This window comes from Rodentibacter rarus (genome assembly GCF_001998965.1).
GTDB lineage: Bacteria > Pseudomonadota > Gammaproteobacteria > Enterobacterales > Pasteurellaceae > Rodentibacter > Rodentibacter rarus.
In genome coordinates this window covers 12,154-39,013 of record NZ_MLHJ01000047.1, presented here as the reverse complement: position 1 = coordinate 39,013, position 26,860 = coordinate 12,154, and the positions used below count along the sequence as shown (strand labels likewise).

The 26,860-nt window shown below is 37.7% G+C and carries 26 protein-coding genes and 1 other annotated feature; of the genes, 18 read left to right on the top strand and 8 right to left on the bottom strand.

Annotation, left to right across the window (positions count from 1 at the left end; all coding sequences use genetic code 11):
* Positions 1-354: 354 nt before the first annotated feature.
* The 5 genes from priC to cmoA all read right to left on the bottom strand — a co-directional run bounded on the left by priC (position 355) and on the right by cmoA (position 4,643).
* Positions 355-936, bottom strand: a complete 582-nt coding sequence (priC, locus tag BKK50_RS05970) for a primosomal replication protein PriC (RefSeq protein ID WP_077416287.1) — start codon at positions 934-936, stop codon at positions 355-357.
* 32 nt (positions 937-968) lie between these two features.
* Complete coding sequence (locus BKK50_RS05965) at positions 969-2,321, bottom strand: Na+/H+ antiporter family protein (RefSeq protein ID WP_077416285.1); 1,353 nt, start codon at positions 2,319-2,321, stop codon at positions 969-971.
* Between the two features lie 95 nt (positions 2,322-2,416).
* Positions 2,417-2,540: a sequence feature (His leader region), on the bottom strand.
* Positions 2,541-2,582: 42 nt separating this feature from the next.
* Positions 2,583-3,314 (bottom strand): ribonuclease T, encoded by a 732-nt coding sequence (gene rnt / locus BKK50_RS05960; protein ID WP_143529765.1) that lies wholly within the window; start codon positions 3,312-3,314, stop codon positions 2,583-2,585.
* Between the two features lie 73 nt (positions 3,315-3,387).
* Complete coding sequence (gene gloA, locus BKK50_RS05955; RefSeq protein ID WP_077416282.1) at positions 3,388-3,795, bottom strand: lactoylglutathione lyase; 408 nt, start codon at positions 3,793-3,795, stop codon at positions 3,388-3,390.
* A gap of 122 nt (positions 3,796-3,917) precedes the next feature.
* Positions 3,918-4,643 (bottom strand): carboxy-S-adenosyl-L-methionine synthase CmoA, encoded by a 726-nt coding sequence (cmoA, locus tag BKK50_RS05950; protein WP_077416279.1) that lies wholly within the window; start codon positions 4,641-4,643, stop codon positions 3,918-3,920.
* A 165-nt stretch (positions 4,644-4,808) separates the two neighbouring features.
* Between cmoA and aspS the strand changes: the two genes are divergently transcribed.
* Positions 4,809-6,575, top strand: a complete 1,767-nt coding sequence (aspS, locus tag BKK50_RS05945; protein ID WP_077416277.1) for an aspartate--tRNA ligase — start codon at positions 4,809-4,811, stop codon at positions 6,573-6,575.
* 376 nt (positions 6,576-6,951) lie between these two features.
* Here the strand turns inward: aspS and typA are convergent, their stop codons facing one another.
* Complete coding sequence (typA, locus tag BKK50_RS05940) at positions 6,952-8,802, bottom strand: translational GTPase TypA (protein ID WP_077416275.1); 1,851 nt, start codon at positions 8,800-8,802, stop codon at positions 6,952-6,954.
* 283 nt (positions 8,803-9,085) lie between these two features.
* On the opposite strand from typA, the gene glnA reads away from it, so the two are divergent.
* From glnA to ndk, 17 genes are all read left to right on the top strand, one after another.
* Positions 9,086-10,504 (top strand): glutamate--ammonia ligase, encoded by a 1,419-nt coding sequence (gene glnA, locus BKK50_RS05935; protein WP_077416273.1) that lies wholly within the window; start codon positions 9,086-9,088, stop codon positions 10,502-10,504.
* Between the two features lie 128 nt (positions 10,505-10,632).
* Positions 10,633-11,700 (top strand): dTDP-glucose 4,6-dehydratase, encoded by a 1,068-nt coding sequence (rffG, locus tag BKK50_RS05930; RefSeq protein ID WP_077416271.1) that lies wholly within the window; start codon positions 10,633-10,635, stop codon positions 11,698-11,700.
* Between the two features lie 70 nt (positions 11,701-11,770).
* Positions 11,771-12,643 carry a glucose-1-phosphate thymidylyltransferase RfbA gene (gene rfbA, locus BKK50_RS05925; protein ID WP_077416269.1) on the top strand — a complete coding sequence of 291 codons (873 nt, stop codon included), beginning with the start codon at positions 11,771-11,773 and terminating at the stop codon, positions 12,641-12,643.
* Positions 12,644-13,522: a dTDP-4-dehydrorhamnose reductase gene (gene rfbD, locus BKK50_RS05920; RefSeq protein WP_077416266.1), complete on the top strand. Its 879-nt coding sequence runs from the start codon at positions 12,644-12,646 to the stop codon at positions 13,520-13,522. It begins immediately after the preceding gene.
* A gap of 11 nt (positions 13,523-13,533) precedes the next feature.
* Complete coding sequence (locus tag BKK50_RS05915; RefSeq protein ID WP_077416264.1) at positions 13,534-14,109, top strand: nucleotidyltransferase family protein; 576 nt, start codon at positions 13,534-13,536, stop codon at positions 14,107-14,109.
* A complete protein-coding gene (rfbC, locus tag BKK50_RS05910; protein ID WP_077416262.1) occupies positions 14,106-14,648 on the top strand; it encodes a dTDP-4-dehydrorhamnose 3,5-epimerase in 543 nt (180 codons plus the stop codon). The genes BKK50_RS05915 and rfbC overlap by 4 nt, the downstream gene beginning before the upstream one ends.
* 88 nt (positions 14,649-14,736) lie before the next feature.
* Complete coding sequence (locus tag BKK50_RS05905) at positions 14,737-15,522, top strand: ABC transporter permease (protein ID WP_077416260.1); 786 nt, start codon at positions 14,737-14,739, stop codon at positions 15,520-15,522.
* 13 nt (positions 15,523-15,535) lie between these two features.
* Positions 15,536-16,273, top strand: coding sequence for an ABC transporter ATP-binding protein (locus BKK50_RS05900; protein WP_077416258.1), 738 nt, complete (start codon positions 15,536-15,538; stop codon positions 16,271-16,273).
* Positions 16,274-16,284: 11 nt separating this feature from the next.
* Entirely contained in the window at positions 16,285-17,466 is a 1,182-nt protein-coding gene (locus tag BKK50_RS05895) for a rhamnan synthesis F family protein (RefSeq protein ID WP_077416256.1), read from the top strand.
* Between the two features lie 9 nt (positions 17,467-17,475).
* Positions 17,476-19,605 carry a DUF7657 domain-containing protein gene (locus BKK50_RS05890; protein WP_077416254.1) on the top strand — a complete coding sequence of 710 codons (2,130 nt, stop codon included), beginning with the start codon at positions 17,476-17,478 and terminating at the stop codon, positions 19,603-19,605.
* Positions 19,589-19,984 (top strand): GtrA family protein, encoded by a 396-nt coding sequence (locus BKK50_RS05885; protein ID WP_077416252.1) that lies wholly within the window; start codon positions 19,589-19,591, stop codon positions 19,982-19,984. The genes BKK50_RS05890 and BKK50_RS05885 overlap by 17 nt, the downstream gene beginning before the upstream one ends.
* A gap of 13 nt (positions 19,985-19,997) precedes the next feature.
* Positions 19,998-20,972: a glycosyltransferase family 2 protein gene (locus BKK50_RS05880; RefSeq protein WP_077416250.1), complete on the top strand. Its 975-nt coding sequence runs from the start codon at positions 19,998-20,000 to the stop codon at positions 20,970-20,972.
* On the top strand, positions 20,956-21,855 hold the full coding sequence (locus tag BKK50_RS05875) for a glycosyltransferase family 2 protein (RefSeq protein ID WP_077416248.1): 900 nt from the start codon (positions 20,956-20,958) through the stop codon (positions 21,853-21,855). The genes BKK50_RS05880 and BKK50_RS05875 overlap by 17 nt, the downstream gene beginning before the upstream one ends.
* Before the next feature lie 9 nt (positions 21,856-21,864).
* On the top strand, positions 21,865-22,794 hold the full coding sequence (locus BKK50_RS05870) for a glycosyltransferase family 2 protein (protein WP_077416246.1): 930 nt from the start codon (positions 21,865-21,867) through the stop codon (positions 22,792-22,794).
* Positions 22,787-24,211, top strand: coding sequence for an undecaprenyl-phosphate galactose phosphotransferase WbaP (gene wbaP, locus BKK50_RS05865; protein ID WP_077416243.1), 1,425 nt, complete (start codon positions 22,787-22,789; stop codon positions 24,209-24,211). Before BKK50_RS05870 ends, wbaP begins: the two co-directional genes overlap by 8 nt.
* Before the next feature lie 80 nt (positions 24,212-24,291).
* Positions 24,292-25,596 carry an aminopeptidase PepB gene (gene pepB / locus BKK50_RS05860; protein WP_077416241.1) on the top strand — a complete coding sequence of 435 codons (1,305 nt, stop codon included), beginning with the start codon at positions 24,292-24,294 and terminating at the stop codon, positions 25,594-25,596.
* An 8-nt stretch (positions 25,597-25,604) separates the two neighbouring features.
* Complete coding sequence (ndk, locus tag BKK50_RS05855) at positions 25,605-26,027, top strand: nucleoside-diphosphate kinase (protein ID WP_077416239.1); 423 nt, start codon at positions 25,605-25,607, stop codon at positions 26,025-26,027.
* 58 nt (positions 26,028-26,085) lie between these two features.
* Here ndk and frdD read toward each other — a convergent pair whose 3' ends face one another.
* Complete coding sequence (frdD, locus tag BKK50_RS05850; RefSeq protein ID WP_077416237.1) at positions 26,086-26,430, bottom strand: fumarate reductase subunit FrdD; 345 nt, start codon at positions 26,428-26,430, stop codon at positions 26,086-26,088.
* A 12-nt stretch (positions 26,431-26,442) separates the two neighbouring features.
* The gene (frdC, locus tag BKK50_RS05845; RefSeq protein WP_077416235.1) at positions 26,443-26,853 is read right to left on the bottom strand and encodes a fumarate reductase subunit FrdC; all 411 of its coding nucleotides are present in this window, start codon (positions 26,851-26,853) and stop codon (positions 26,443-26,445) included.
* Positions 26,854-26,860: the final 7 nt, after the last annotated feature.

Here is a 26,860-nt window from a genome sequence, read left to right as displayed (position 1 = left end):
TATGGAATAAAAGTGCGGTAGTTTTGCCGTGCTTTTTCTCACTAGTTTTGGATAGGGAAAGTGAATTGGTAGTTTGACGTAAGTTTGACGCAATAGGTGCTAAAAGGTGTGAAAAGTTGATAGGTTGATAAGATGTGATTATAATGTCTATGTATGTAGGTCTTTGATTTATAAAGTATTTGTAATTATCATCTATTGATAAAGGTTCGGTCTTGAAAACCGGCGAGGGTTTACGCCCTCCGTGAGTTCGAATCTCACTTCCTCCGCCATCAAATTTTTAAAATCCCCTAAATAGAAGTTTAGGGGATTTTGCTTTTTCCTTCATTAATAATTTTAGTTGGAATACGGCTACTATTATTTTTCTGAATTATTTTTGCTGTTTTGTTCTTCTTTGAAAGCTAAATATTCTTCTAATAGCTCAATCGCTTCTTGACATTTTTGGCGGCGGTGTTTGTAGCCTTCAGCTAATCGTATTGCTTTTTGTTGATTTTCGGGAAGTGTTTCTGTGCGAATCAGATCGCGTTGTTGTTGATATAAATGATTGAGTTGTTCAAGTGCCTCATAATATTTTTCTAAACGTTCACGTGGTGGTAATTTATGAATATCGTGATGCGCTTTTTTTAGCAGAGAAGTTTGAGATTGACGTTCAATAAACCGGTTATTTTTTCTACTTAGGGTTTCTGATAGTGCGTGACATTGTTTGAGTAAATGGTTGGTCATAAACAAATAGTAGTTGATTTCCGTTAAATCAAGGGATTTGATTTTTTCTAAAGTTTTATTAATTTCAGCAAAATAAAAGGCAACGGTTTGTCTACTTTCGCTGAATAAAGTGCGGTCAAATTTGGTGAAGATTTTTTCTTCTAATCTTGATGAATAAGTGTGTTGAAGCTGTTGAACTTTTTGTTCCAGAGTGTTGATAAGCTGTTGAATTGTCATAAAAAATCCCCCTAGTTGGGGGATTATAATCCTTAAAGGTACATGGCGGCAATCCAGCCGAAGATAATGAGTGGAATATTATAGTGAATGAATGTTGGTACAACAGAATCCCAAATGTGATCGTGTTTACCATCCATATTTAAACCGGATGTCGGTCCTAATGTGGAATCAGAAGCCGGGGAGCCTGCATCGCCTAATGCGGCCGCAACACCAACAATAGAAACCGTTGCCAATGGGGAGAAACCAAAAGAGAGGCAAAGTGGCACATAAATAGAGGTAATGATAGGAACGGTAGAGAAGGAGGAGCCAATTCCCATAGTAATTAATAGCCCAACAAGTAGCATTAGTAATGCGGCAAGCCCTTTACTTTGAATGCCACCATTACTTAGGTTTTGCACGAGATCGGTGACACCGCTGGTGGCATTAATCACATTAGCAAAGCCGGACGCAGCGATCATCACAAAACCAATCATTGCCATTAAACGCAAACCTTGTTGGAAAATATCGTTGCTTTCTTTGAGTTTGAAGATACCAAACACGGCGAAAATCATTAAACCGACTAAGCCGCCAATAATGGTTGAGCTGGTGAAAAGCTGGGTGGCAAAGGTCGCCACAATCGCAATGATACTGGCGGTAATGTGTTTTGGATGAATATTGGCAATATGTGCTTCAATGTCGTTTGTAGTTGGTTCTTCAATAATCACATTATATTCGCGTGGTTTGCGATAGGTGATGAATACGGCGGTCAATAAGCCTAAAATCATCCCGGTGACCGGTAATAGCATCGCAAGGGAAACTTGTGCAACGTCAGTTTGTAAGCCTAAGGCTGCTCCCGCTTGATTGATATTTTTCACTAAAATACTTTCGATAAAGATTTTCCCAAAGCCTACCGGTAACAGCATATAGGTGGCGGTAAGACCGAATGTTAACACACAGGCTACCGCACGGCGGTCGATTTTCAAACGGTTAAAGATTGAAAGCAAGGGGGGAATCACAATTGGGATAAAGGCAATATGCACAGGTAAGAGATTTTGGGATGAAATGGCGAACAACGCCAATACCGCAAAAATCAAATATTTAAACCAAGCAAGATTATTACCTGTTGGGGTTTTATTGATTTTTGTGATGATTTTATAGGCGAGTAAATCCGTGATACCTGATTTAGAGATCGCAATGGCAAAGGCTCCAAGCATGGCATAGTTCATCGCCACTTCAGCACCACCGCCTAAACCACCGGTGAAAGTTTCGATGGTTTTAGTTAAACCAAGATCACCGCATAAGCCGGCAGTGAGTGCCGCAATCACGAGTGCAATCACCACGTTAATACGTAGTAAACTCAAGGCGAGTAAGACAATAATTGAGATAACAACGGGGTTTGATAACATTGTATTTTTTCCTCATAGATTAATGTGTTAATAGGGGGGGAATGTTAAAGAAATTGAAATGATAATGCTGCATAGTTAATTTACTCCTGTTTTATAAAAGAAACCCCTCGAAAGTTGCCTTCCGAGGGGTAAGATTTTTCATTATCCTATTTGACTCGGAAGAAATCTTCCAAGCACGCCACACACCTGAAAGATTATTCAGTGAAACGGTGGTGAGGGTGGATAATGTTCATATTTAAATCTCCAAATTAAGACCGGTCTCTAAGCTACTGGAAAACGCAAACGATTGCAACCCCCTTTTTTGAAAAAATTTAAAGTGCGGTTGTTTTTTTCTTCTGTTTTTATTTCCATGGGGATATGGGGAAAACCGTCAAGCGTTTTTAAATGATTGACCATATAACAGAATAATTCAGCGGTGCGTTCCGTATCGTAGAGGGCTGAATGGGCTTGTTTACCATCAAACGGAATATTGGCGGCTTGGCAGGCTTTGACCAGCACCGTTTGTCCGAACATTAATCCTGCCAAACTTGCGGTATCAAACATACCGAAAGGGTGGAAAGGATTACGTTTGAGCCCGGTGCGCTCCGCCGCTGCCATCACAAAGCGTTGATCGAACATCGCATTGTGTGCCACGATAATTGAGCGTTGACATTCCGCTTCTTTTTGAGCACGACGTACCATTTGGAATAATCCGGTTATCGCCTCTAATTCTGATACCGCACCACGTAACGGATTATGAATATCAATGCCGTTAAATTTTAAGGAGTCAGGATTGATATTCGCCCCTGCAAAAGGTTCAATGTGAAAATGGCATTTTTGATCCGGGTGTAAATAACCCTTTTCATCCATTTTTAACGTGATGGCAGCCAGTTCCAATAAGGCATCTTTTTCGGCATTAAAACCGGCCGTTTCCACATCAATAATCACGGGAAAATAGCCACGAAAACGATTTTTCAATTGATTGTGATAAGGAATTTCTTGAGCATCGGACATAGCGTATCCTTAAAAAAATAAAATAACGCAGGCGAGCCTACGTTATTAAAACATCATAGAAAATGACCGCACTTTAATTGCCGAGTCCGGCTTTTGCACTTTTATTTTCGATAAATTCGATTTTGTAACCATCCGGATCTTCGACAAAAGCAATCACCGTTGTACCGCCTTTTACCGGACCGGGTTCACGAGTAATTTTTCCACCATTGGCACGCACCGCCTCACAGGTTGCCACGATATCATCCACACCAATGGCAATATGCCCATAGGCAGAGCCAAGATCATATTCCGTTACCCCCCAATTGTAGGTGAGTTCTATCACCGAAGATTTATCTTCATCATCGTAACCTAAAAAGGCTAAGGAATATTTATACTCTGGATTTTCGCTGGTACGCAATAAACGCATACCTAAAACATCTTGATAAAATTGAATGGAACGATCTAAATCGCCCACACGTAACATCGTATGTAAAATTTTCATGATTTATTCCTTTTTTGTGGGAAATGAGTGGCGAGATTATGCCACAGATTGAATATTAAATCAGTAAAAGCCTTAAGTTAAAGAAATAGGAGGAAACGGTTCCCCCTTTATTTAATGTGAGTTTATTTCACCGCCACCATTGAACCAAAATTGAAACACTGAAACCATAGTTCTACTTGAGAAAAGCCGATGTTTTTTAAGCGTGCTTTGTGAGTTTCGATGCTGTCGGTACGCATCACATTTTCCAGTGCAGTGCGTTTTTGGCTCACTTCGAGTTCGCTGTAACCGTTAGCCCGTTTGAATTGATGGTGTAAATCAATCAGCAGATCATCGACTTTCTTATCTTCAAAACAGAATTTTTCCGAAAGCACTAACACACCATTTGGATTTAACCCCTGATAAATTTTGCTGAGCAATGCCAAGCGGTCTTCAGGAGGTAAAAATTGCAGGGTGAAATTTAAAATCACCATTGAGGCATTTTGGATTTCCACCTGGCGAATATCATCACAGAGAATCTCTACGGGAATATCGCTTTGATAGGCGGCAATATGTTGTCGACAGCGTTCAACCATGGGTTGGGAATTATCAATCCCAATGATTTTGACATTGGGTTGATGAATATTTCGCCGTGCGGAAAGGGTAGCAGCCCCTCGCGAGCAGCCGAGATCATAGACTTGGCTGTTTGGGGTAACAAAGCGTTCGGCAAGCATACCAATGGCGGTAATGATATTGGCATAACCCGGCACGGAGCGTTGGATCATATCAGGGAACACTTCTGCGACGTTTTCATCAAAGGTGAAATCGCCCAGTTTTTCTATGGGGGTGGCAAAGAGAGTATCTTTCATAATTTAACCGGTATGAGCTTGGGATGATTATATCCTAGACTAAAAGTGCGGTTATTTTAGGGCAAGTTTTTAATGGGTCAAATAAATTTCGGTTTCTGATTTTAAATGGACGGCTTTTTCCGTATAATCCAACGACATTTTATTTTTAGCCGAATTAAGGAACAGGATATGATGCGTACACATTATTGCGGTGCTTTAAACCGTAACTATATTGGACAAGAAGTGACATTAAGCGGTTGGGTTCATCGTCGTCGTGATTTAGGGGGCTTAATTTTTATTGATATGCGTGACCGTGAGGGCATCGTTCAAGTGTGTTTTGACCCGAAATACCAGGAGGCGTTAACGGCAGCGGGTGGTTTGCGTAACGAATTTTGTATTCAAATTCAAGGTGAAGTGCTTGCTCGTCCGGAAAATCAAATCAATAAAACTATGGCGACGGGTGAAGTAGAGATTTTGGCGAAAGCCTTGCGTATTTATAATGCTTCTGATGTATTACCACTGGATTTCAATCAAAACAACACTGAAGAACAACGCTTGAAATTCCGTTATTTGGATTTACGCCGTCCGGAAATGGCACAGCGTTTAAAAACCCGTGCGAAAATCACCAGTTTTGTTCGCCGTTTTATGGACGATAACGGTTTCTTGGATATGGAAACCCCTATGCTCACCAAAGCCACACCGGAAGGGGCGCGCGATTATCTTGTGCCAAGCCGTGTACATAAAGGGAAATTCTATGCTCTCCCACAATCACCACAGCTTTTCAAACAGCTTTTAATGATGTCCGGTTTTGATCGCTATTATCAAATTGTTAAATGTTTCCGTGATGAGGATTTACGCGCAGATCGTCAACCGGAATTTACCCAAATCGATGTGGAAACCTCTTTTTTAACTGCTCCGGAAGTGCGTGAGATCATGGAGAGAATGGTGCATGGCTTGTGGTTAGATATCTTGGGGGTGGATTTAGGTCAATTCCCTGTGATGACTTGGCAGGAAGCAATGCAACGTTTTGGCTCGGATAAACCGGATTTGCGTAACCCATTAGAAATGGTGGATGTGGCAAATATTGTGAAAACGGTGGATTTTAAAGTCTTCCAAGGACCGGCGAATGATCCGAACGGCCGTGTTGCTGTTATTCGAGTGCCTAATGGCAACGAGATCACCCGTAAACAAATTGATGAATATACCCAATTTGTCGGGATTTATGGTGCGAAAGGGTTGGCTTGGTTAAAAGTAAACGATGTGAATACAGGGCTTGAGGGGGTACAAAGCCCGATTGCCAAATTCTTAAATGAAGAGGTCTTAAAAGCGTTATTTGAGCGTGTCGGTGCACAAACAGGGGATATTCTCTTCTTTGGTGCAGACAAGTGGCAAACCACTACAGACTCCATGGGCGCGCTTCGTTTGAAACTTGGGCGGGATCTTGGTTTGACCCGTTTAGACGAATGGCAACCGCTTTGGGTGATTGATTTCCCAATGTTCGAACGGGACGATGAAGGCAATCTCGCCGCAATGCATCACCCGTTTACTTCACCAAAAGATTTCACGCCTGAACAATTAGAAGCCGAGCCAACCTCAGCGGTGGCGAATGCTTATGATATGGTGATTAATGGTTATGAAGTAGGTGGCGGGTCGGTGCGTATTTTTGAGCCGAAAATGCAACAAACCGTGTTCCGTATCTTAGGCATTGATGAAGAACAGCAACGGGAAAAATTCGGTTTCTTATTGGATGCTTTAAAATTCGGTACGCCACCGCATGCCGGCCTTGCCTTCGGATTGGATCGCTTAACCATGTTATTAACCGGTACGGATAATATTCGTGATGTGATTGCTTTCCCGAAAACGACCGCGGCGGCTTGTTTAATGACTGATGCACCAAGTGTGGCGAACCCGCAAGCGTTGGAAGAACTTGCCATTTCGGTGGTGAAAGCGGAATAATATTTCTGCTTTAAGACAACACTGATCTGCTTCCCAAAAGTTGGATTCACTATCTCACTGATTAAGGAGCAGATTTTTTATGGCGAAACATATCCCGCTCTTTAAACGGAAAATGATGGATTTTGCTCTAATTATTACCAATGACAGTCCAAAACAGACGGCTATTTTGAGTTCACTTAACACGAGGTCATGACAAATTGCTCAATTTAACTATTTGAGAGCAAATAACTTAGCGAAGGTCACCTCATTGCAGGAGAGGTCATAAGAGAAAGCGAAGGATTATTCATTTTTCACATATCCTCATTTCAGGAGATATATGAAAAACCCGATCTTTAAGGATATTCTAAAGCCGTACGTAAAACGTACGGCTTTCTGATTAGTGGGTACTTGTACTGGTTGTGTTACGATTTGCCCGTTTACGCTCGTTTTCCGTGAGCAGTTTTTTGCGGATACGGATCGATTCTGGTGTCACTTCCACCAATTCATCGTCATCAATAAATTCAATGGCTTGTTCAAGGCTAAATTTCACCGGTGTGGTAAGCACAATAGCATCATCTTTACCGGAAGCCCGCATATTAGTGAGTTTTTTACCTTGCAAACAGTTAACGGTTAAATCATTTGAACGGCTATGGATACCAATGATTTGCCCTTCATAAACTTCTACGTTGGCATCGATCATTAATTTGCCTCGTTCTTGTAAACCAAATAAGGCATAGGCGAGGGCTTTACCTGTTGCGTTAGAAATTAACACCCCATTTTTACGCTGACCGATTTCGCCGCCTTTGATGTCGTCATAATGGCTGAAACTGGAGTAAAGTAAACCGGTTCCGGAAGTCATCGTCATAAATTCGCCACGGAAGCCGATTAGCCCACGGCTTGGAATGATATATTCTAAACGGACACGACCTTTGCCGTCCGGCAACATATCACGTACTTCACCTTTGCGGATACCAAGTGCTTCCATCACAGACCCTTGATGTTGTTCTTCCACATCAATGGTGACTTGCTCATAAGGCTCTTGTTTTTTGCCGTCAATTTCACGATAAATAACTTTCGGACGAGAAACTGCAAGCTCATAACCTTCACGGCGCATATTTTCAATGAGTACTGAAAGATGCAATTCGCCTCGACCTGATACACGGAACTCATCGGGGTTCGGGGTTTCTTCCACGCGCAACGCCACATTGTGAACCAATTCTTTATTTAAACGTTCAAGAATTTGACGTGAAGTCACATATTTTCCTTCTTGACCGGCAAAAGGGGAGGTATTGACACAGAAGAACATAGTCACCGTCGGCTCATCAACAGTTAATGAGGGTAAGGCTTCAACGGCATTGATATCACAAATGGTATCGGAAATATTAAGCTCGCCTAAGCCGGTAATCGCCACGATATCGCCTGCATAAGCCATTTCTTCTTCATAACGTTGTAAACCAAGGTGTCCAAGTACTTGACCCACACGCCCTTGACGGGTTTTGCCTTCGCTATTAATGATGGTGACCGGTTGATTAGGTTTAATCGAACCACGTTTAATGCGACCGATACCAATCACGCCCACATAGCTGTTGTAATCCAATTGGGAGATTTGCATTTGGAATGGCGCATCTAATTCCACCTTTGGGGACTCAACATATTTAACAATGGCCTCAAATAATGGGGTCATATCTTCTGCCAATTCTTCGTGTTCTAAACCTGCCACGCCATTTAATGCGGAAGCATAAATAATCGGGAAATCTAATTGTTCATCGGTTGCCCCAAGGTTGACAAAGAGATCGAAGACTTGATCCACCACCCAATCCGGACGGGCACCGGGACGGTCCACTTTGTTGATGACAACAATCGGTTTTAAACCGTGCGCAAAGGCTTTTTGGGTCACAAAACGGGTTTGTGGCATGGGGCCGTCAAAGGCATCGACTACTAAAAGTACGGAATCCACCATAGAAAGCACACGTTCTACTTCACCGCCGAAGTCTGCGTGCCCTGGAGTATCGACAATGTTGATACGGTAGTCATTCCAGTTAATTGCGGTGTTTTTAGCCAGGATCGTAATACCACGTTCTTTTTCGAGATCATTTGAGTCCATCACTCGCTCGTCGATGTCGCCACGAGTGGCTTCAAAAGTGCCGGATTGTTGAAGAAGTTTATCTACAAGTGTAGTTTTACCATGGTCAACGTGGGCGATAATCGCAATATTGCGTAGTTTGTTAATATCAATTTTGTCTGTCATTGCTTATTCTGAATAGGTTAAGGGTGGGTGAAACGGTGTTTCACGCACGTATTAAAAGATTTGTTAGTTTCTATTTTCATGCGTGGGGTGCAGGCAATTCACACACCTTATGGAGTAAATTGCGCCTATATCTTGGCACGAAAGGGCGGAGATTATACATAACTTTTATGCTATCTGCTATGTTAAATAAGAAAAATAAATCCGCTGAAAAGCACGGTGGATTACGCTATAATGTGCCCTATTTTTAATAATCCTTACCCTGAAGAAATAGAGAGGAATGACTATGTCAAACGCAAATGCCATCGCAAACGTATTTAAACTTATTGAAGAAAACAACATCAAATTCGTGCTTCTTCGATTTACTGATATTAAAGGCAAAGAACACGGTGTATCTATTCCGGTGAATCTTGTGGATGAAGAGATGTTTGAAGACGGTAAAATGTTTGATGGTTCATCCGTAGAAGGTTGGAAAACTATCAATAAAGCCGATATGCTTTTAATGCCAATGGCGGAAACTGCCGTAGTCGATCCATTTGCGCAAATCCCGACACTCTCTCTTCGTTGTAGCGTGTATGAGCCGACAACAATGCAAAGTTATGATCGAGACCCTCGCTCTATTGCTATTCGTGCTGAAAATTATATGCGTTCTACCGGCATTGCGGATCAAGCATTTTTTGGCCCGGAGCCGGAATTCTTCTTATTTGATGATGTGCGTTTTGATGTGTCGATGAACCGTGCTTCTTTTTCTATTGATGATGTGGAAGCCGCTTGGAATACCAACAAAAAATACGAAGGGGGCAACAATGCCTACCGCCCATTGAAAAAAGGCGGGTATTGTGCTGTTGCGCCGATTGACAGTGCGCATGACATTCGCTCTGAAATGTGTTTGCTTTTAGAAGAAATGGGATTAGTGATTGAAGCGCATCACCACGAAGTGGCAACAGCAGGGCAAAATGAGATTGCGACAAAATTCAACAGCTTAACCTTAAAAGCCGATGAAACCCAAATCTATAAATATGTGGTACAAAATGTCGCCCTTGAACACGGCAAAACTGCCTGTTTTATGCCGAAACCGATCACCGGTGACAACGGTTCGGGAATGCACTGCAATATGTCATTAAGTAAAGAGGGAAAAAATATCTTCCAAGGGGATAAATATGCCGGTCTTTCTGAAACCGCTCTTTACTATATTGGTGGCATTATTAAACACGCCAAAGCGTTAAATGCCTTCACCAACCCAACGACCAACTCTTATAAACGCTTAGTGCCGGGTTATGAAGCACCGGTGTTATTGGCTTATTCCGCAAGCAACCGTTCTGCCTCAATTCGCATTCCTGCAGTGACAAGCCCGAAAGCGATTCGTATTGAAGCCCGTTTCCCTGATCCAATGGCAAACCCATATCTTGCCTTCGCTGCTTTATTAATGGCGGGATTAGATGGCATTGTGAATAAAATTCACCCGGGCGATGCGATGGATAAAAACCTTTATGATTTACCACCGGAAGAACTGAAAGATATCCCTGCTGTGGCAAGCTCACTGGAAGAGGCTTTAAATGCGTTAGAGAAAGACTACGAATTCTTAACTCACGGTAATGTCTTCAGCAAAGAATTTGTAGAAGCCTTCATCAGTATTAAACGCAAAGAAGTCGAACGCTTAAATATGACCCCACATCCGGTGGAATTTGAAATGTATTATGCATAATTAAAAAAACAAACCACAATTACAATTATAGAAGAGCAGATAGATTGATTTTAATTGTTCTTCTTTATTTTTATATTTTTTTATTTATAATTCTGCAAAATTTAACACCTAATAAAAGTAGGGAATATATGTCTAAAAAAATCTTAGTTACAGGCGGAGCCGGTTTTATTGGTTCTGCGGTCGTTCGCTATATTATTGAAAATACGCAAGATAGTGTAGTCAACGTAGATAAATTGACCTATGCGGGCAATTTAGAATCTCTCGAAACGGTGGAAAATAGTCCACGCTATGCCTTTGAGCAAGTAGATATTTGCGATGCCAAAGCACTCGCTCACGTGTTTGAACATCATCAACCTGATGCGGTTATGCACTTAGCGGCAGAGAGTCATGTTGACCGTTCTATTGATGGGCCGGCAGCCTTTATTGAAACCAATATTGTCGGTACTTATACCTTATTGGAAGTGGCTCGTGCTTATTGGAATGATTTAAGCAATGAGAAAAAATCGGCATTCCGTTTCCATCATATTTCAACAGATGAAGTTTACGGCGATTTAGAGGGGACAGAGGATCTTTTTACCGAGACCACTCCTTATGCGCCATCGAGTCCTTATTCAGCCTCCAAAGCCTCCAGCGATCACTTAGTTCGTGCTTGGTTACGCACTTACGGTTTGCCAACGATAGTCACTAACTGCTCAAATAACTATGGTCCTTTCCATTTCCCAGAAAAATTGATTCCACTAATGATCTTAAATGCCTTAGAGGGGAAACCGCTTCCGGTATATGGCAATGGTCAGCAAATTCGTGATTGGCTATTTGTGGAAGATCATGCCCGTGCTTTATATAAAGTCGTTACCGAAGGGAAAATTGGTGAAACTTACAATATTGGTGGACACAATGAGAAAGCCAACATCGATGTAGTTCGTACCATCTGTTCTCTATTAGAAGAGTTCGTACCAAACAAACCGATGGGGGTAACAAAATACGAAGATTTAATCACTTATGTGAAAGATCGCCCCGGTCACGATGTACGTTATGCTATTGATGCCACAAAAATCGGGCGTGAGTTAGGTTGGAAACCGCAAGAAACGTTTGAATCGGGCATTCGCAAAACCGTAGAGTGGTATTTAAATAATAAAAAATGGTGGAGCCGAGTGTTGGATGGTTCTTATAGCCGTGAACGCTTAGGTAATCAATAAGCAATAAGTTGTCAGATTTTAGATTTATAAAAATGCTATAAAATTTGACCGCTCTTTTAAAGGTATTCTTATGAAAGGTATTATCCTTGCGGGTGGATCCGGTACTCGTCTCTATCCTATTACGCGTGGTGTGTCGAAACAGCTTTTGCCGGTGTATGACAAACCAATGATTTATTATCCCCTCTCAGTGCTAATGTTGGCGGGGATTCGTGATATTTTGATTATCACAACGCCTGAAGATAACGAAAGCTTTAAACGTTTATTAGGTAATGGAAGTGATTTCGGCATCAACTTACAATATGCGGTTCAACCTAGCCCGGATGGTTTGGCGCAAGCATTTCTAATTGGCGAAGAATTTATTAATGGCGATAGCTGTTGCTTGGTTTTAGGCGATAACATTTTCTATGGACAACATTTTTCACAAATGTTGCAAGAAGCGGTTGCGCAACCCTATGGTGCAACGGTTTTTGGTTATTTAGTAAAAGATCCGGAGCGTTTTGGGGTCGTAGAATTTGATGAAAATTTCAAAGCAATTTCTATTGAAGAAAAACCTGCTCAGCCAAAATCAAATTATGCGGTAACAGGCTTGTATTTCTATGACAATCGAGTGGTTGAGTTTGCTAAACAAGTGAAACCTTCAGCACGAGGGGAACTAGAAATTACGACATTAAATGAAATGTACTTGAAAGATGGTTCATTGAATGTTCAGCTACTTGGTCGTGGTTTTGCGTGGTTAGATACCGGTACACACGAGAGCTTGCACGAGGCAGCCTCTTTCGTACGTACTATTGAAAATGTGCAAGGATTACAGGTTGCCTGTTTAGAAGAAATTGCGTGGCGTAATGGCTGGTTAACCTCTGAACAAGTGGAAACATTAGCTAAGCCAATGACAAAAAACGAATACGGTCAATATTTGCTATGTCTAGTCAAAGAGGATAAGTAAATGGCAAAGTTTTTGATTACAGGGGCAAACGGACAGGTCGGCTATTGTTTAACCAAACAACTACAAGATAAACACGAAATTTTAGCCGTTGATCGTGATGAGCTTGATATTACCGATCAAAGTGCGGTGCAAAATACGGTCGAAAATTTTCGACCGGATGTCATTATCAATGCTGCAGCTCATACTGCTGTTGATCGTGCCGAAACCGAAATTGAACTTTCCGAAGCTATTAATGTAAAAGGCTCACAGTACTTGGCGGAAGCCGCAAAAAATGTCGGTGCAGCGATTTTGCATATTTCAACTGACTACGTTTTTGACGGTCAGCGTAAAGGAAAATATAAAGAAACTGATGCCACCGATCCGCAAGGTGTATATGGCAAAACGAAACTTGCCGGTGAACAAGCCACGGCGAAAGCAAACGAAAAATTTATTGTGTTGCGTACCGCTTGGGTATTTGGTGAACACGGCAATAACTTTGTGAAAACAATGCTACGTTTAGCAAAAACACGAGATACTTTGGGTGTCGTTGCGGATCAAATCGGTGGACCTACCTATGCAGGCGATATTGCGGCAGCCTTAATCCAAATCGCCGAAAAAATTATCGCAGGCGAAGAAGTGCAATATGGTATTTATCACTTCACAGGCGAGCCTTATGTCAGCTGGTGTGATTTTGCAAAAGCAATTTTTGATGAAGCGGTTTCGCAAAATGTGCTAGAAAAAGCCCCGTTTGTAAATGCGATTACTACGGCGGATTATCCAACACCGGCTAAACGCCCAGCAAATTCTTGTTTAGATTTAACCAAAATTCAGCAAGTATTCGGCATTCAGCCAAGTGATTGGAAAAAAGCGTTGAAAAACATTCAGGCTTACGCAGAATAAAAGAAGGAAATATGCTTGAGAAAATAGAGCGTTTAATTGATGAAATTAACAAAGTTCATCTAGCGTTTTCAACAGATTATTTTGAAACCGACAAAATCGAAAAAGTTAATTTAAAACATACGCTGGCAAAAGTGCCTGTCGAGCATATTTTATCTTATCGCCTTAACTTACATGAATCGATCAACGATTACTTATATCGAGCAGATTTATATGATGTACCTTACTTTTATCGTGTAAAAACATCAGAATCTATTTTAGATAAAATTGAACGATTCAAACAACGTAGTGAAGGCTATCCTGTTAATAGCATTTTAAATGATATTTTCGGTGCGAGAATTATTGTTTCTTCTGATGACATAACTCAAGTAATGGAACAATTAGATGCTTGGAAAGAAAAATATGGCTTAAAGAATTGGTATTTAAGAGATAAAGATGAATATGTTGGTATTCATCTTTACTTCAAAAATGCCAGCAACTTTTATTACCCTTGGGAATTACAAATCTGGGATAAAAAAGATGCAGAAAAAAACATTCAAAGCCACCGAAAATATAAACGAAATTTTGTAAAAAATAAGGATTCACAATGAAAGTTATTAATACCAAAATCCCAGAAGTCAAATTATTAGAACCCCAAGTTTTCGGTGATGAACGTGGTTTTTTTATGGAAACGTTCCGTGATGAATGGTTTAGAGAAAATGTGGCAGATCGCATCTTTGTACAAGAAAACCATTCAAAATCCATTAAAGGCGTATTGCGTGGTTTGCATTATCAAACAGAAAATACACAGGGTAAATTAGTCCGAGTGGTGTTCGGTGCAGTGTTTGATGTTGCGGTAGATATGCGAGAAAAGTCACCGACTTTTGGACAGTGGGTCGGTGAAATTTTATCTGCGGAAAATAAACGGCAATTGTGGGTACCGGAGGGGTTTGCTCACGGCTTTTATGTATTAACAGATGAAGCGGAATTTTCCTATAAATGCACCGATTATTACAATCCAAAAGCAGAGCACTCGCTGATTTGGAATGATGAAAGTGTTGGCATTGAATGGCCACTTGATGGAAAACCGAGTTTATCGGTGAAAGATTTGGCGGGTAAAATTTTAGCGGAAGCGGTTAAATTTAAATAAATTTTTGCAAATATAAAGAGGTTTTTACGTAAACTTCCCTTTTTCATTTTCTTATTTCTAGCCGTTTTATATTTGCATTGAGATTCTTATGAAGAAAAAAACTGGACTCACTGAATTATTACACTATAAAGAGTTATTAAGACAATTAGTCATTAAAGATATTAAATTAAAATATCGTCGTAGTTACTTAGGCTATGTCTGGAGCATTTTAAATCCTTTACTTATGATGACCGTACTTGTCATCGTGTTTTCTCAACTATTTAGATTTGATATTCCAAACTTTGCAGTTTATTTATTAAGTGGACAGGTATTATTTAGTTTTTTAAGCGAAGCAACAACAATGGCGGTAAGTTCTATTGTAAGTAATGCACAATTACTAAAAAAAACCTATGTCCCTAAATATATTTTTACGGTCTCTAAAGTCACTAGCTCTTTAGTCAATCTCCTATTCTCACTCATTGCATTAGTGTTGGTGATGATCTTTACGCAAGTATCTGTAACGTGGCATATTCTTTGGGTTCCAGTTATATTACTTGAAGTTTATATTTTTAGTTTAGGTATTAGTTTTATTCTTGCAGCTACAGCAGTATTTTTCCGAGATATTCAGTATTTGTGGGGCGTATTTATTTCTATTTGGATGTATTTAACGCCAATTATTTATCCTGTTTCTATTATTTCAGAAGAATATCGTTGGTGGTATGACAATTTAAACCCAATGTATGGCTATGTTACACAATTTAGAGATGTTGTTTTAAATGGTAACCCACTGCTATTGGAATGGCTAACTCAAGGATTTATTGTTGCCTTTGCCTTCTTATTTATTGGATATTGGGTATTTAAACGTAAACAAAACCAATTTATTCTTTATATTTAAACGGAGGTAAGAAATGCATGATATCGTTGTAAATGTAAAAAATGCCTCCGTATGCTTCAATAAAGCTTCTGGTAATATTAGCGGTTTAAAAGAATATGTGATTAAACTTTTAAAACGAGAACTGATGTTTCAGGAGTTCTTTGCTTTAAAAGATATTAATTTCCAAGTAAAAAGAGGCGAGGCTTGGGGATTAATTGGAACAAATGGATCAGGTAAATCTACGTTATTAAAATTAATTAGTGGAATTATTGACCCTTATACAGGAAGTGTCGAAATTAATGGTTCGATTTCGCCCTTAATTGAATTAGGTGCTGGATTTGATCCTGAGTTAACTGCGCGTGAAAATGTATTTTTGAATGGTGCCTTATTAGGGCATAGCAAAAAATTCATAGAAGAGAATTTTCAACAAATTGTTGATTTTGCAGAGCTTAATGATTTTTTAGATGTTCCTATTAAGAATTTTTCATCAGGAATGTCTGCTCGTTTAGGCTTTGCCATTGCAACAGTAACAAAACCCGATATTTTAATCGTAGATGAAGTATTAGCCGTTGGAGATTATGCTTTTCAACAAAAATGTAAAGCAAGAATGGAAGAGTTATTAAGTGGAGGCACAACACTTCTCTTTGTATCTCATTCCATCGAACAAGTAAAAGAGCTTTGCCAATCCGCCATTTGGATTGATAAAGGTATTGTGAAAGCACAAGGTGATGTAAATTCAGTAAGCCAACAATATATGTCAACTTTTAATTAGGTCTATTATTTATGTTAAAAAAAATCTGTCACATTCTTAAAGAAAAATTATTCTTTAATTCTATGCTTTCTTTTTTAATCAAAGAACGCTATAAAATGAGTAAAGTCGCTAAAAATTACTCTAAATCTAACCCTAATGGCACAATCAAGCCAATCAAACAATTTGAATCTTTTGATTACACATCATTAAATAATGAGAATGTAATCTTATTTGTTGTTTACGCACCTAGATCATTTCTAATGTATGAACGATATTTTCAAATGTTAGAAAAATTAAATTATAAAATTGTAGCAATTTCTAATGGTACATTAAATTCAGATTTTGTTGAAAAATTTAAAGACAAAGTCGTATTTATGGGAGAACGTGCGAATCTTGGACGTGACTTTGGTACTTATAAAGAGTTTATCCGTTTACTTCGTCACAAGAATGTAACACCTAACAACCTTATTATCTGTAACGATTCTGTTTTTGCTAATTTAAAACAAAAAGATAATCGATTTGTTGACTTCCTCATTAAAAATGAAAATGAAGATTTTGTTGGCGTTGCAGAATATATGGGAAGACCGGGTTATCACCTTCAATCCTATTTCCTTAAATTCTCGCATAATGTATTAAATTCCCCAAATTTTATTAACTTCTGGGATAATTTCCTTATTAGTGATGATAGACGTTTAAATATTCACAATGGCGAAATAAAACTTTCAGAATCTATTTTAAAAGATGGTTTTAAACCTGTGGTATTTTTAAGCACAGATAATGTTATAAACACCATCGTAAATAATAAAGAAAAATTACAGAAATTCCTAATTGAAGTTTCTGCGAACAAACATTTAGATCAAAATGTGATTGGCGGTTTAAAATCTTTAAGCCTTGCTTTCTATGATAAGAAAGCAACAGCAGAACATATCGCCTACTATACAGCTTCTTTAAAACAAGAAATTTCTCGTATGATTGATAAATTCGGTATGATTGTTGTTTGTCCTTTCTTTATTATTGATGAATTTGGTTTCCCATTTTTAAAACGGGATCTTGTATATCGCCAAATTACAGAATGGATGTTAATTCGTGAGCAAGGAAAAAACTTTGACCAAGATTTATTAAATGAATATGTTAATGATCAAAGAATTAGAAGAAGACATTGGAATTTAGCTACATTAAAAGATAAGTTAATGTATATGACAGGAATGAACTAGGTTATTATCATGATAGATTATAACAAAAGAATCAATTATTATTTTTATACTATTGCTTTTGTAATTAGTATTTTATATGTATCGCTTTACTTATCTCCATCATCTTATGGAATAGCTTTAGATATCTTTGATATTCCAAACAAACCTTTACTTGGTGAAGCTAGACCTATTAGATCAGATGAATGGTCTGTATGGACCCCATATTTACAGATGGCTGTAAATAATAATTTTGAGAGGTTTTATGAAACTCCCGGATACTTAATTGATTTAAGAGGATTTAATCAACTGCCTCTTTTAGATTGGATGGTTATATTTAAACCTCTGACTTGGGGGTTCTTTTTATTTTCTCCAGAAAGGGCTTTCTCCATCTATCATGTTTTAGTCGCATTATTTTTTATTTTTGGTTGGAAAAAGATAATAGAAAAGACTATTTTAAAAGGTGTTGAGCATAGGAGTATTTACTCTATGCTTTTTTCTCTAACTTTATATTTTACTGGATTTGTTCAATATTGGTTAACAACTTTAGGACCTATTTTAGCATTTACTCCTTGGTTATATATTTCATTAATATCAGAATCTAAATATAGTGTATTATTTACTTTTTATGTGGCTATAGTATGGTTAGTTTCTCATACATATCCGCCTATAATTATTCAAAGTGTATATTTAGGGATAATTCTTATTCTAATTTATGAAAGTAGTTGGAATGTAAAGGAACTAATTTCAAAATATTGGATAAAAGCCATTTTTTGTGCATTAGCTGTCGGGATTGTATTTTTTTATTTCAAAGATGCAATTAAAGTTGTATCAGAGACTGTATATCCAGGGAAAAGGATATCACTTGGTGGTGATAGCTCTTGGCAATATTGGCTGTCAAGTTTTTTCCCATATTTATTAATCAATGGATATGAGCAAACTTGGGGACCTAATATTTGTGAAGTAGGAGGAGTTGTAACCTATCTTCCTCTATTCTCAATTTGTTTTTTGGATTATAGAAATTTGAGAGATATATTTAAGAATAGAATTTTTGTCTTATTATTATCTACTTTTCTATTTGTATCTTTATGGATGGTAATTGCTTTCCCTGAATGGTTTGTGAAGGTAACTTTATTATATATGTCTCCTGCACACAGAGGTGTCTATTTACTTGGTTTGTCAATTAATATTCTCGCATTTTTCTGCATTATTAGAGGTAAGCTCATATTTAACTGGTATAGAATCTCTATATTTTCATCTTTAGTTGTACTAGGCTATTTCATTTCATCATATATCTCTGGAGAATCATTAATAGATAAATCGCATTGGGAAATAATGCTAATCCCAATTTTATTTCTTCTTTTTAGTCTTAATAGGCTAAATAGATTAACCTTAATGTTATCAATATTATCTCTGTCTTTAATATATACATTTAACTTTAATCCATTACAATCCACAAAACCTATTTTTGATATTATTAACTCATATAAGACAGAAGAATTAAACTCATATAAAAATGAAAATGGTTGGGTGGTTAAAGAAGATTATCCAGGAGCTATATTAGCTGGTATCGGAGTTAAATCTTTTACGAATGTATTGATAAGACCGCAATTAGATTTTTTTAAGTCTATTTATCCAGATATGCCTAATGATAAATTTAATTATATATTTAATCGTTATGCTCATCTTAAAGTATCTTCTACAATATTAAAACCCTATAATCCATATCAAGATACTGTGGTTATACCAATAAAAGATATTCAAAATGAAAAAAGCGATACCTCTTTATCAACATTACAAAATGTTGAACTATCTGATGATATAAGCCTTATCAAATTGGCTGATAAAGGAGGATCACTTGATCAAATTTTTTATGATGGAGAATATTTTCAGTTAATAGGGTGGTCTTTATCTCCAGAAAATAAAGTATGGATTTTGACGCCTAATATAATGGAATTATCCTTAATGAAAGCTAATTCCGTGATTAGAAATGACGTAGTTTCAGCCATAAATGATAAGGAATTAAAAAGATCTGGATTTAATATTTTATTAAAATCTAATGTGCAAAATATTAAATTTTGCTTGGTTAGTTATAGTGACAAATATGGGTACAAAATGTTACCAAGTATAGAGGATAATCCTAATTATGATTGTTCTTTCTAGTCTTATTAATAAATACAAGCAATTTGTCTTTTTTCTTTTTGTAGGCGGTAGCTCTGCTTTAGTCGATATAGGGAGTTTATATTTATTTAATAAGATTCTATTATGGAATAATGAACTATCTATCTCTCTAGCATTTATACTAGGGTTGGTATTTAACTATTTTTCACACACATATTTTACATTTCAAAATAAAGCCAGTGTTGGAAATCTAATAAAATACCTCATTCTTGTTTTATTGAACTATGTTAATACAATCGTATTAATGTATCTTCTAACAGAATTCTTAGATATTGATATTATAGTAGCAAAAGTGATTACACTCCCAATTATTGCTGTTACGACTTTTTTTGTTTCTAAAATATGGGTTTATAAAAATTGAATAGGACTATTATATGATAAATAATAAACGTATCGCTGCTGTTGTACCAGCTTATCGAGTAATTGCACATATTGAAAGTGTAATATCAAAAATGCCTGACTATATTGATGTGATTTATATTGTAGATGATAAGTGTGATCAAAATAGTGGTAAATTTGTAGAAAATAACATTATTGACCCTAGGGTTAAAATCATTTTCCATCAAGAAAACCAAGGTGTTGGTGGTGCAGTTATTACAGGTTACCGTCAAGCTATCGAAGACGAAATAGATATTGTTGTCAAAATTGATGGTGATGATCAAATGGATCCTAAATTAGCTAAAAAGTTTATTTTACCTATTGTTAATGGTGAAGCTGATTACACCAAAGGAAATCGTTTTTTTAATTTTTCCGATGCGAGTGCAATGCCAAAAGTCCGTCTATTTGGTAATATTGCACTTTCTTTTCTAACTAAGTTATCTTCTGGATATTGGAAAACATTTGATCCAACTAATGGCTATACAGCCATTAGTACTGCAGTACTAAAACGCTTAGCATTAGACAAGATACAAAAGCGTTATTTCTTTGAAAGTGATATTTTATTTCGTCTTAATTTAGTACAAGCTAAGGTTATGGATATACCAATGATTGCTGTATATGGAGACGAAATATCCAATTTGAAAATCAATAAGATATTTTTCCCTTTTCTTAAAGGGAATCTGAAAAACTTTTCTAAACGGATATTTTATAAGTATTTTTTACAAGACTTTAATGTAGCTTCGTTAGAACTTATATTTGGTATCTTATTGAGTTTATTTGGTTCAATATTTGGGTTATATCATTGGTTTGTTAATGCTGGATTAAATGTTCAAACACCAACAGGCACTATTGTTGTTGCATTATTGCCTATTTTAGTCGGAATATATTTATTATTATCATTCCTTTCTTATGATGTTAATAATATTCCATCGGAAGCAATTTCTAAAAATTTAGATGATAAAGAAAACTAATAATAAAAATTTCAGTTATGATGTTATTGTATGCACCTTCAATGGTGCATCTTTTATATCTGCACAATTAAAAAGTATTTTAACGCAGTCCATTTTGCCACAAAAAATTATTGTGTCAGATGATGGCTCAACTGATGAGACTCTAAATATTATTCATCATGTTTTTTTAGAAGCCAATTTTACCCATTATGAAATCGTGCAAGGACCAAGAAAAGGGGTTGTTGCTAATTTCTTATCCGCATTGGCTTATTGTTCGGCAGATTTTACTTTTTTGGCAGATCAAGATGATATTTGGCATATGGAAAAAGTGCTAAAATTCTCGCAAATCGCACAGCGACAGCCCCCCGATGTACCAACACTTATTTTTAGTGATGCCCGCTTGATTGATGAATATAATCAAGAAATTGCACCAAGCTTTTTTGCTTATCAGGCATTAACGCCAAATTGTTTAGCGGATGATTCCATTTTATATAAAAATTGTGTGCAAGGGGCGGCTTGTATGATTAACCGTGCTTTGCGAGATTTAGCCTTAGATTCTTTGCCATATATTCAGTTATCCGATCTTTATATGCATGATTGGTGGCTAGCATTGTTGGCTCGTTATTACGGTAACACTCAATTTATTGATTTGCCGTTATTGGATTACCGCCAACATCGTCAAAACCAAGTGGGTGTATTTAATCAAAAATTACGATTATTTTATTATGTGAGTCGTTTTAATGCTTATTGGAAAAATTTTCAGCAAGCCATTAAGCAGGTGAAAATGTTTGAGCAATTTGTGGCGCAATATGGCAAACCGAATCATTTACCCGCACATTCAGCGCGAAAATATGCTACCGTACCAAGCTTAAAACGCTATCTCCTGCCTCTTTTTGCAAAATAAAGGAAAAAAATGACCGCTCTTTCATTTGTATTGTGTGTCCCCACCCATAACGCCGGCAATCAATGGCAAGACTGGATTGTTGCGTATCAGCAACAAACTATGAAAGCTGAGGAGGTGATTGTAGTTGATTCTTCCTCCTCTGACCAAACGGTGAAATGGGCGGAGGAGGCTGGGTTTTCTGTGCATCGTATTCCGCAAGCGGTATTTAATCACGGAGGTACACGTAATCAGGCGGTAAAATTTGCGGAGAATATTGCAGATATTATTGTGTTTATGACGCAAGATGCTATTTTGGCTTCGCCCAACTCCCTAACAAATTTATTAGCCCCATTTTCTGATCCTAATGTAGCGGCTGTCTGTGGTAGACAGCTTCCACATAAGGGGGCTACGCCACTTGCCACCCATGCCCGATATTTTAATTACCCGACTCAATCGAAAATAAAATCAAAAGAGGATATTCCGACATTGGGTATAAAAACTGCCTTTATGTCAAATTCTTTTGCGGCTTATCGCCGTTCGGTATTTGAGAAAATGGGTGGATTTCCGGATAATACGATCTTGGCGGAAGATATGTTTTTGGCGGCTAAAATGGTATTAGCCGGCTATAGAATCGCCTATTGTGCAGAAGCGACAGTATTTCATAGTCACAACTATACGTTGTACCAAGAATTGCAACGTTATTTTGATACGGGTGTATTTCAACAAGAACAGGCATGGATTCAGCAGCGTTTTGGAAAAGCCTCTTCGGAAGGGAAAAAATTTATTCTCTCTGAATTTAAATTTCTCATTCAAAATGCACCGCACTTATTGCCTAAAGCGGCATTATCCAATTTTGTTAAGTGGGTTGGTTTTAAATTAGGCTATCATTATCAAAAATTACCTTATGGATGGTGTAAGGTATTGAGTATGCACAAAGGATATTGGAGAAAAAATGAATAAAGTTATGCTGATTAAATTGCTTCAAATCACCGTTGATTTTGTAACTTGCTTTTTTTCACTGTTTTTTTCTCTCTCTTTCTTATTACTTTTTAGAGAAAATATTAGTGACTATTTTCCAGATGAAGAATTAGATAATGCAATACTTATTCATTTTTCTATTTCTATTCTGTGTGTTATATGGTTTTGGACCCGTCTTCGACACTATACTTATCGAAAGCCATTTTGGTTTGAGTTAAAAGAAATATTAAGAACTTTATTTATATTTTTAATTATAGAATTATCTATCATTGCGCTTTCAAAACTCTATGTATCCCGCCATTTTTGGGTGATGACCTGGATATTTGTTTTTATTATGGTTCCGTTGGGACGTATCATTTTAAAAATGTTATTGATTAAGTCAAAAATATATCTAAAAGATACGGTAATTATTGGAAATGGTAAAAATGCAAAGGATGTATTAGAGGCATTGAACCAAGAACGTTATTTAGGTTTTAATGTTCGCTTGTTTGTTTCTACAGAATACAAAAAATATTGTAAAGAGAAATTAGGAAATATTCCTGTTATATCTAAGAATCCTGAGCTATTGATAAAATTATTCAAACCAAGTTCAACACAATTTATTATTGCAATGGATGATAACGATACTTATAGCTTGGATTATTGGTTGCGTTTTTTTATGAAAAAGCGTTGCCGTTCTGTTTCTATTATTCCAAGTTTAAGAGGGATTCCGCTTTACAGTACGAATATGGCTTTTTTATTTAGTCACGAGATGGTGCTTTTTAGGGTAAATAATAACTTAGCGAAATTCACTTCACGAATAATAAAGCGTATTTTTGATATTATTATCTCTTTATTTTGTTTAATCTTGTTATCACCTCTTTTTTTGACAATAATTTATTTAATTAGGAAAGATGGTGGGGAGGCTATTTATGCACATCCTCGAATTGGTCAAAATAAACAGGCGTTTAAGTGTTTAAAGTTTCGTTCAATGGTCATAAATTCAGACGAGGTATTAGAAGATTATTTAAGATCGAATCCAGAGGCTAAAAAAGAATGGGAAAAAGATTTTAAATTGAAAGAAGACCCCAGAATAACTAAAATTGGAGCTTTCTTAAGAAAAACAAGTTTAGATGAATTGCCTCAATTGTGGAATGTGTTAAAAGGAGAGATGAGCCTTGTGGGGCCTCGTCCTATTGTTCAAGAGGAATTGAAATTTTATCAAGACGATATTGATTACTACTTAATGGTAAAGCCGGGGATGACTGGGTTATGGCAAGTTAGTGGAAGAAGCAATGTGAACTATGAAAGACGAGTTTATTTTGATACTTGGTATATTAAGAATTGGTCTTTATGGAATGATATTGTTATCTTAGTCAAAACAGTTGATATCGTGTTGAGACAAAAAGGGGCTTATTAATTATTTAATTAATTTCTTCGCTCTCTATAATAAAGCTGGTATAGTTCTCTATACCGTTTTTTTTATAAGGAGAATTAAAAATGGAGATTATTCTTTCTTTCCGTCCGGCTTCTGATAGTTGGGGGAAAAGTGCGATATTAAGTTTTCATGGAGATGAGGCGGTTATTCATTTAAAAAATAATGAAAAAAATGACCGCACTTTGGTGCAACGAGCCGCACGCAAGCTACGTGGACAAGGTATCAAAGAAGTAGAATTAGTCGGTGAGGAATGGAATTTAGATTTTTGCTGGGCATTTTATCAAGGGTTTTACACGGCAAAACAAGATTATGCCATTGAGTTTCCTCATTTAGACCATGATTTACAAGATGAATTATTAGCCCGTATTGAATGTAGCGATTTTGTTCGAGAAGTAATTAATGAGCCGGCGCAAACACTTACGCCAATGAAATTGGCTGAACGTGCCGCAACGTTTATTACGGCTAAAGCAGAACATTATTCGGAAAAAAGTGCGGTCAGTTTTCAGATTATTTCTGGGAAAGCATTGGAAGCTCAAGGTTATCAAGGCATTTGGACAGTGGGCAAAGGTTCGGCGAATGTTCCTGCCATATTGCAGTTAGATTTCAATCCGACACAAGATCCGAATGCACCGGTGTTGGCTTGTTTGGTGGGGAAAGGCATCACTTTTGATAGTGGTGGGTATAGTATCAAACCCAGCGATGGGATGAGCACGATGCGCACGGATATGGGCGGTGCAGCGTTATTAACAGGCGCTTTAGGTTTGGCGATTGCGCGCGGATTAACGCAACGTGTGAAGCTCTATTTATGCTGTGCTGAAAATTTAGTGAGTAGTAATGCCTTCAAATTAGGCGATATTATTACCTATAGAAACGGGGTGACCGCAGAGATTTTAAATACCGATGCCGAAGGGCGTTTGGTGTTAGCAGATGGGTTAATTGAAGCCGATAATCAACACCCAGAGTTGATAATTGATTGTGCCACATTAACCGGTGCGGCAAAGGTGGCGGTAGGGAATGATTACCATTCGGTACTGACAATGGATGATGAGCTTGCAGCAGCACTTTTTCACTCGGCTCAAGCTGAGAATGAACCCTTTTGGCGTTTGCCTTTTGAGGAATTTCATCGTTCACAAATTAGTTCTTCCTTTGCGGATATTGCCAATATTGGGACGGTGCCTGTGGGGGCTGGGGCGAGTACCGCCACCGCATTTCTTTCCTATTTTGTGAAGAATTATCAACAAAGTTGGTTGCACATTGATTGTTCTGCGACTTATCGTAAATCTGCGAGTGATTTATGGGCGGTTGGCGCAACAGGTATTGGGGTACAAACATTAGCGAATTTATTGTTGTCAAAATCAGAAAAGTGAGGATGAATATGACAGAAAGAACACTTTCCATTATTAAACCTGATGCAGTGAGACGTAACCTTATCGGGGCAATTTTAGCGCGCTTTGAGCAAAGTGGGTTCAAAATCGTGGCGACAAAAATGGTACATTTAACGAAAGCGCAAGCTGAAGGGTTCTATGCCGAACATCAAGGCAAGGTGTTTTTTGAATCATTAGTGGAGTATATGATATCAGCACCTATTGTGGTTTCGGTATTGGAAAAAGAAAACGCCATAAAAGACTACCGCACTTTGATTGGTGTGACAAATCCGGAAAATGCGGCAGAAGGCACGATTCGTCGGGATTTTGCGTTAAGTCAAACTGAAAATTCCGTACATGGCTCAGACAGCGTAGAAAGTGCGAATCGTGAAATCGCTTATTTTTTTGCAGATTCAGAAATTTGTAACTATTAGTTTTTATTAGATAAAAAAATAGCGAGTGTAAACACTCGCTATTTCTCTTTTGGTTTTCTTATAAACCAATCACCGCAAATAATACCCAAACGGTATAAATGGTTGCTAAACCATAGAAGATAAAGCTACCTGCCGGCACATGGATTTTAAGATCGTGCATTCCGTGGTGAATTCGGTGTAAACCGCACCACATAGGGAAAATAGTGAGCACGAGAATCACCAGTTTACCGATCCAAGAATAGGCAAAAGTGACTAAGTTTGCCGGATCGATTAAACCAAAGGGGAGTAATAACCCTAAAATTAAAATCACCACAGGAAAGAAAATGGCACTTACAGTCCCCCCAGCACCGAAAAGTAACCATACCGGTGGTTCGCCAGAGCGTTTTGGATTTTTATCAACCATTTTTTCTCTCCCTTAGAGATAAACTAAAATTAATGCAACCACGCTGATAAGTGCAGTGACTGCCCAAAGTGCATTTCTGATGACATGATGTGGTAAACGTTCATTTTTAACAATGATGTTCATCACTTTTGGTGTCATTAAGAAATAGGTGGCGGTATGGTAAAGCGTGGCGACCAGTGTAAGAATGTTTAAGATTACCACAATTGGGTGTCTTAAAAATTCAATAAAATTCAGAATACCGTGTTCCGGGATAGGATTGCTGGCAAGGCAGAGCACGCCATAAAGCAGAACAATACAGAACCACACGGCAAAGATTGAGGTCGCTTCACGCAGCATATAGGCTTTGTAGAAGTCTAATTTTTGCCACCAAGTAGCCGTCATTGGGCGAACATATTTTTTGCGTTTACTTACAGTTACTGACATTTTTCCC

Bases quoted from the DNA above. Each gene is read 5' to 3' on its own strand.
- BKK50_RS05895 (WP_077416256.1), top strand. From the start codon at position 16,285: ATGTTAAAAAAAATCTGTCACATTCTTAAAGAAAAATTATTCTTTAAT.
- gloA (WP_077416282.1), bottom strand. From the start codon at position 3,795: ATGAAAATTTTACATACGATGTTACGTGTGGGCGATTTAGATCGTTCC.
- glnA (WP_077416273.1), top strand. From the start codon at position 9,086: ATGTCAAACGCAAATGCCATCGCAAACGTATTTAAACTTATTGAAGAA.
- BKK50_RS05900 (WP_077416258.1), top strand. From the start codon at position 15,536: ATGCATGATATCGTTGTAAATGTAAAAAATGCCTCCGTATGCTTCAAT.
- BKK50_RS05965 (WP_077416285.1), bottom strand. From the start codon at position 2,321: ATGTTATCAAACCCCGTTGTTATCTCAATTATTGTCTTACTCGCCTTG.
- pepB (WP_077416241.1), top strand. From the start codon at position 24,292: ATGGAGATTATTCTTTCTTTCCGTCCGGCTTCTGATAGTTGGGGGAAA.
- BKK50_RS05885 (WP_077416252.1), top strand. From the start codon at position 19,589: ATGATTGTTCTTTCTAGTCTTATTAATAAATACAAGCAATTTGTCTTT.
- rfbA (WP_077416269.1), top strand. From the start codon at position 11,771: ATGAAAGGTATTATCCTTGCGGGTGGATCCGGTACTCGTCTCTATCCT.
- BKK50_RS05880 (WP_077416250.1), top strand. From the start codon at position 19,998: ATGATAAATAATAAACGTATCGCTGCTGTTGTACCAGCTTATCGAGTA.
- rfbC (WP_077416262.1), top strand. From the start codon at position 14,106: ATGAAAGTTATTAATACCAAAATCCCAGAAGTCAAATTATTAGAACCC.
- BKK50_RS05875 (WP_077416248.1), top strand. From the start codon at position 20,956: ATGATAAAGAAAACTAATAATAAAAATTTCAGTTATGATGTTATTGTA.
- BKK50_RS05890 (WP_077416254.1), top strand. From the start codon at position 17,476: ATGATAGATTATAACAAAAGAATCAATTATTATTTTTATACTATTGCT.
- BKK50_RS05905 (WP_077416260.1), top strand. From the start codon at position 14,737: ATGAAGAAAAAAACTGGACTCACTGAATTATTACACTATAAAGAGTTA.
- frdD (WP_077416237.1), bottom strand. From the start codon at position 26,430: ATGGTTGATAAAAATCCAAAACGCTCTGGCGAACCACCGGTATGGTTA.
- typA (WP_077416275.1), bottom strand. From the start codon at position 8,802: ATGACAGACAAAATTGATATTAACAAACTACGCAATATTGCGATTATC.
- rnt (WP_143529765.1), bottom strand. From the start codon at position 3,314: ATGTCCGATGCTCAAGAAATTCCTTATCACAATCAATTGAAAAATCGT.
- priC (WP_077416287.1), bottom strand. From the start codon at position 936: ATGACAATTCAACAGCTTATCAACACTCTGGAACAAAAAGTTCAACAG.
- aspS (WP_077416277.1), top strand. From the start codon at position 4,809: ATGATGCGTACACATTATTGCGGTGCTTTAAACCGTAACTATATTGGA.
- BKK50_RS05915 (WP_077416264.1), top strand. From the start codon at position 13,534: ATGCTTGAGAAAATAGAGCGTTTAATTGATGAAATTAACAAAGTTCAT.
- frdC (WP_077416235.1), bottom strand. From the start codon at position 26,853: ATGTCAGTAACTGTAAGTAAACGCAAAAAATATGTTCGCCCAATGACG.
- wbaP (WP_077416243.1), top strand. From the start codon at position 22,787: ATGAATAAAGTTATGCTGATTAAATTGCTTCAAATCACCGTTGATTTT.
- BKK50_RS05870 (WP_077416246.1), top strand. From the start codon at position 21,865: ATGACCGCTCTTTCATTTGTATTGTGTGTCCCCACCCATAACGCCGGC.
- rffG (WP_077416271.1), top strand. From the start codon at position 10,633: ATGTCTAAAAAAATCTTAGTTACAGGCGGAGCCGGTTTTATTGGTTCT.
- rfbD (WP_077416266.1), top strand. From the start codon at position 12,644: ATGGCAAAGTTTTTGATTACAGGGGCAAACGGACAGGTCGGCTATTGT.
- ndk (WP_077416239.1), top strand. From the start codon at position 25,605: ATGACAGAAAGAACACTTTCCATTATTAAACCTGATGCAGTGAGACGT.